Origin of the sequence: Bradyrhizobium genomosp. III, assembly GCF_000261705.1 — a bacterium.
Classification (GTDB): domain Bacteria; phylum Pseudomonadota; class Alphaproteobacteria; order Rhizobiales; family Xanthobacteraceae; genus Bradyrhizobium; species Bradyrhizobium ottawaense.
This window is the reverse complement of the sequence record NZ_AJQF01000134.1, coordinates 1-4,113: the sequence shown is the minus strand read 5'-3', so window position 1 is coordinate 4,113 and position 4,113 is coordinate 1. Positions and strand designations below refer to the sequence as shown.

At 65.9% G+C, this 4,113-nt stretch carries 6 protein-coding genes and 1 riboswitch; of the genes, 1 reads left to right on the top strand and 5 read right to left on the bottom strand.

Features of this window, described 5'->3' with window-relative positions; genetic code table 11:
* Nucleotides 1-79 precede the first annotated feature (79 nt).
* From IC66_RS0111595 to IC66_RS0111575, 5 genes are all read right to left on the bottom strand, one after another.
* A complete protein-coding gene (locus tag IC66_RS0111595; protein ID WP_028145580.1) occupies nt 80-688 on the bottom strand; it encodes a thiamine phosphate synthase in 609 nt (202 codons plus the stop codon).
* Nucleotides 675-1,457, bottom strand: coding sequence for a thiazole synthase (locus IC66_RS0111590; protein ID WP_028145579.1), 783 nt, complete (start codon nt 1,455-1,457; stop codon nt 675-677). Before IC66_RS0111590 ends, IC66_RS0111595 begins: the two co-directional genes overlap by 14 nt.
* A gap of 171 nt (nt 1,458-1,628) precedes the next feature.
* Nucleotides 1,629-1,826 carry a sulfur carrier protein ThiS gene (thiS, locus tag IC66_RS0111585; RefSeq protein WP_028145578.1) on the bottom strand — a complete coding sequence of 66 codons (198 nt, stop codon included), beginning with the start codon at nt 1,824-1,826 and terminating at the stop codon, nt 1,629-1,631.
* Nucleotides 1,817-2,827, bottom strand: a complete 1,011-nt coding sequence (locus IC66_RS0111580) for an FAD-dependent oxidoreductase (protein WP_028145577.1) — start codon at nt 2,825-2,827, stop codon at nt 1,817-1,819. The genes thiS and IC66_RS0111580 overlap by 10 nt, the downstream gene beginning before the upstream one ends.
* Nucleotides 2,815-2,943: riboswitch (TPP riboswitch) on the bottom strand. It overlaps the preceding gene by 13 nt.
* Before the next feature lie 181 nt (nt 2,944-3,124).
* Nucleotides 3,125-3,682, bottom strand: coding sequence for a lytic transglycosylase domain-containing protein (locus IC66_RS0111575; protein WP_028145576.1), 558 nt, complete (start codon nt 3,680-3,682; stop codon nt 3,125-3,127).
* A gap of 243 nt (nt 3,683-3,925) precedes the next feature.
* Here IC66_RS0111575 and IC66_RS42535 point away from each other — a divergent pair.
* Nucleotides 3,926-4,113, top strand: a 188-nt coding sequence (locus IC66_RS42535; protein ID WP_038971295.1) for a hypothetical protein, incomplete at its 3' end; no start/stop codon positions are given.

Sequence of the window (4,113 nt, the reverse complement as noted above, 5' to 3'; positions counted from 1 at the left end):
CCGAGAAGCCGCGGCGTACTGGATCGCCCGGTCAAGCCGGGCGATGACAGCGGAGTGTGGGGTGAGAGCGGAGCGCACATCACGCAGCCTCCGTGGACAGGCCAAGCCATTGCCGCACGCGGGCATCGGGGTCGGCGTTTTGCGTCACGTCGGACACCACCGCGATAGAATCCGCGCCCGCCGCAAAGATCTCCGCGGCTTGCTCGAACTTGATGCCGCCGATCGCGACCAGCGGAATGGTGCCGATGCGCTTCTTCCACTCCGTGATCCTCGGGATGCCCTGCGGCTCGAAACGCATCGATTTGAGCGTGGTGAAGAAGATCGGGCCGAGCGCGACGTAGTCGGGCTTTGCCTTGAGTGCGGTTTCAAGCTCGGCATCGTCATGGGTGGAGATGCCGAGCGAGAGGCCGGCCTCGCGGATGGACTTGAGGTCGGCTTCCACCAGATCCTCCTGACCGAGATGCAGGTACTTCGCGCCGGCGACGACGGCGGCGCGCCAATAGTCGTTCACGACCAGCTTGGCTTGCGTGTCCTTGGTGATCGCCAGCGCGTCGGTGACGATCTGCAGCGCGTCGGCGTCGTTGAGCTCCTTGGCGCGCAGCTGGATGGTGCCGACGCCAAGCTTTGTCAGCCGCTCGACCCATTTGAGGCTGTCGACGACGGGATAAAATCGATCAGGATACGGCATGCCAGAACGGAGTCCCAACGACAGGGGTGGAGGGGGAGGCGAAGTCGCGGGCGTTCATCAGCCCGGCTTCATAAGCGGTGCGGCCGGCATCGCAGCCGAGGCGGAAGGCTTTTGCCATCGCGACGGGATCGGCGGCTTTTGCAATTGCGGTGTTGAGCAGCACGGCGTCATAGCCGAGCTCGAGCGCCTGCGCCGCGTGGCTGGGAGCGCCGAGGCCGGCGTCGACCACCAGCGTGATATCGGGCAGGCGCTCGCGCAGCAGCTTCAACGCGTCGCGATTGGTGATGCCCTTGGCGCTGCCGATGGGAGCGGCCCACGGCATCACCACCTTGCAGCCGGCATCGACCAGGCGGTTGGCGACCGAGAGATCCTCGGTGCAATAGGGGAACACTTCAAAGCCGTCCTTGATCAGGATGCCGGCGGCTTCGACCAGGCCGACGACATCGGGCTGCAGCGTGTCGTTGTCGGCGATGACTTCGAGCTTGATCCAGCTCGTGCCGAACAATTCACGGGCGAGCTTTGCCGTGGTCACGGCCTCGCGCACGCTGCGGCATCCCGCGGTGTTCGGCAGCACCGTGACATCGAGCTCCCGGATCAGATTCCAGAACGCGTCCCCGGTCTTGCCGCCGGCGGATTCGCGCCGCAGCGACACCGTGACGATGTTCGAGCCGGAGGCGCGGATCGCTTCCTGCATGATCGCCGGCGAGGGGTAGAGCGCGCTGCCGATCAGCAGGCGGGAGGCGAAAGTCTTGCCGTAGAAGGTCACCATGTTGACGGTGTCTCCTCAAATGCAGTTGTCATCCCCGCGAAGGCGGGGATCCATACCGCGTGATTTCTCCTGGGGCACGCGGGGGGAGACTGAGCGCCATAACCGCTCCCTGGGGTTATGGGGCCCCGCCTTCGCGGGGACGACAAGTGGATAGAGCGTGCCACCATCACCTCACCCTCCCTGCCGCGGCGTGATGATCTCGATCTCGTCGCCGGCCTTCAGTGCCGTCTCGGCCCAGCGGCTTTTCGGCACGACGTCGTAGTTGAGCGCGATCGCGAAATGGGTGCCCTCGTAGTCGAGCTCCGAGAGCAGCGCATCGACGCTTCCCGAAGTCACCTCGCGCTGCTCGCCGTTGACGATCAAACGCATTGCATCACCTCGTTGTCGATCTGGCCGCGCTCGACATAGGCAAGCGTCAGCTCGGCGAGCGCCGGCGCGATCAGGAAGCCGTGACGATAGAGGCCGTTGACGCTGATCCTGCGGCCGCGAATGCCGATGCGCGGCAGATTGTCGGGATAGGCGGGACGAAGCCCGGAGCCGAATTCGACGATGCGGGCTTCGCCGAACGCCGGGTGCACGGCGTAAGCGGCGCCCAAGAGCTCCAGCGCGGAGCGGACGCTGACGCCGGTGTCCTCGGCTTCGATCGAGGTCGCGCCCAGCATGAACAGATTGTCCTCGCGCGGAATCACGTAGAGCGGCCAGCGCGGATGCATCAGCCGCACCGGGCGCGCAAGCTGCACTTCGCTGGTCTCGATCAGGATCATCTCGCCCTTGACGCCGCGAAGCTCGCTCTGCTCGTCGCGGGCGCCAAGGCCGCGGCAGTCGATCACGATGCCGTCGAGATCCCCGGCTGCGACGTCGCTGGAGAACTTGATGGTGCCGCCGGCGGCGCGGATGCGCTCGTGCAGCTGCGGCAGCACGCGGCGCGGCTCGACATGGCCCTCGGCCGGGAAGAACAGCGCGTCGCGGAAGCGGCCTTCCAGCGATGGCTCGAGCGCGGCGAGGCCTGAGGCATCGAGCCGGCGGTGGTCCTCGGTCATGCGCGCAAAGCGCTCAAAGTCGCTGCGTTCGCGCGGATGGGCGACGACCAGCGAGCCGTTGAACGGCGTATCGGGCAGCTCGCGCCGCCAGAGGTCGAGCGAGCGCAGCCCCAGGCGGCTGATGATGGGTTCGGCGACCTCGGCCTCGCAATAGGGCGCGAGCATGCCGCCGGCCCAATGGCTGGTGGCGTCCGTCATCGCCTCGTCACCGCGCTCGTGCAAGGTCACGGCATGGCCGGCCTGCGCGAACAGCAGGGCTTGCCAGGCACCCGCGATGCCTGCGCCGATGATGGATACCGGTGAATCCTGTCGCTTGGTCGTTTGCAACATCCCTGTCCCTTCGCCGGCATGACCCGGATCAGGTTCAAAGGGTCACCGCGGTCCTGGGCGGTATTGCCCATTTAGCGGTATCTCAGCTCCTCCTCGGAGCACCCCTCGGAACGGCTCTAATGTAGGACAGTGGGGCGGGGTGGTCAACGCGTGTTGACGGGAACTGCAGCCGTGCCCCGGACGCAGCGCATCACGCAGGGGTGCGCTGCTGAGCCGGGGCCCATGCTGATGCAGGGATGCGGGGTCCCGGCTCTGCGCAGCAACGCTTCGCGTCGCAGCGCGTCCGGGACATGGGAGTTATTTCAGCGCCTGCGCCCGCGCGTTGCGGACGCGCTGGGCCAGCTTCTTATGCGGGACGCTGTCGAACATCGGCTGCGGGTTGCCATTCGGCTCGAGCCAGGGTTGGCCCATATTGCCCATATTGGTAACGCCCATATTGGCGATCTGCACGGTCTCCTGCCGCTGCCGCTTGGCGGCGTAGTAATAGCCGCCGGCGAAATAACGCACGGCCCGGGCGTGGTCGCCATTGGCGGCGCGATAGGCGCCGGCGAGATATTTCACGGCATAGGTGAGGTTGGTGTCGGGATCGCGCAGACCGGCGGCGTCGCCGGTGTAGCCGACCCCGCGGGCGGTCGCGAGCTTGATCTGCATCAGCCCGATGGTGCCGCCGCGGCCGACGAGGTGTGGCTGGTAGCGGCTCTCGCGCATGATCACGCGATGCACCAGCGCTTCCGGCACGCCGTTGGCGCGGGCATGAGCCGCGACCATCTCGGCATATTCAGCTTCACCCGCGATTGCGGCCTGCGGCAATGTCAATCCGGCCGCGAGCAGCGCGGCAATGCGTACAATTTTCATCAGATATCCCTGAGGTCCCCTAGAGTGACCTGCGCCCAGTCGTCGTTAGGCCTTCCGAACGCGGCGATGATGTGACCAAACGCCGCCATCGCCCGATTTTGCGGTGCCGAGCCGCTGTTACGACTCAAAGCTGGCGCAAGAGAGCTTCGGGGGCGGACGACCCCCGCTCGCGGCAGCACGCCTGTCTATTCGCGCGTGCCAGCGAAAGCGAGTAAGAAGACGCTGCAAATCGGGAGAGGTGCCATGACAAAATCAAACATGGCCAGGCTGTATGCCGGCGACATCCCCAGACAAAACCCCTGTGCCCAATGCGGCACGCCGATCCCGCAGCCTGACTGGATCGAGCCGGGTGAGGGGCGCGTCTCCTATCTCTGGAATTGCCACGCCTGCAATTATCGTTTCGAGGCCGTGGCCATCTTCGACGAGACCGC

What these genes read in the sequence shown, in the direction of transcription:
- IC66_RS0111595 (WP_028145580.1), bottom strand. Translation starts at nt 688, where the DNA reads ATGCCGTATCCTGATCGATTTTATCCCGTCGTCGACAGCCTCAAATGG.
- IC66_RS0111590 (WP_028145579.1), bottom strand. Translation starts at nt 1,457, where the DNA reads ATGGTGACCTTCTACGGCAAGACTTTCGCCTCCCGCCTGCTGATCGGC.
- thiS (WP_028145578.1), bottom strand. Translation starts at nt 1,826, where the DNA reads ATGCGTTTGATCGTCAACGGCGAGCAGCGCGAGGTGACTTCGGGAAGC.
- IC66_RS0111580 (WP_028145577.1), bottom strand. Translation starts at nt 2,827, where the DNA reads ATGTTGCAAACGACCAAGCGACAGGATTCACCGGTATCCATCATCGGC.
- IC66_RS0111575 (WP_028145576.1), bottom strand. Translation starts at nt 3,682, where the DNA reads ATGAAAATTGTACGCATTGCCGCGCTGCTCGCGGCCGGATTGACATTG.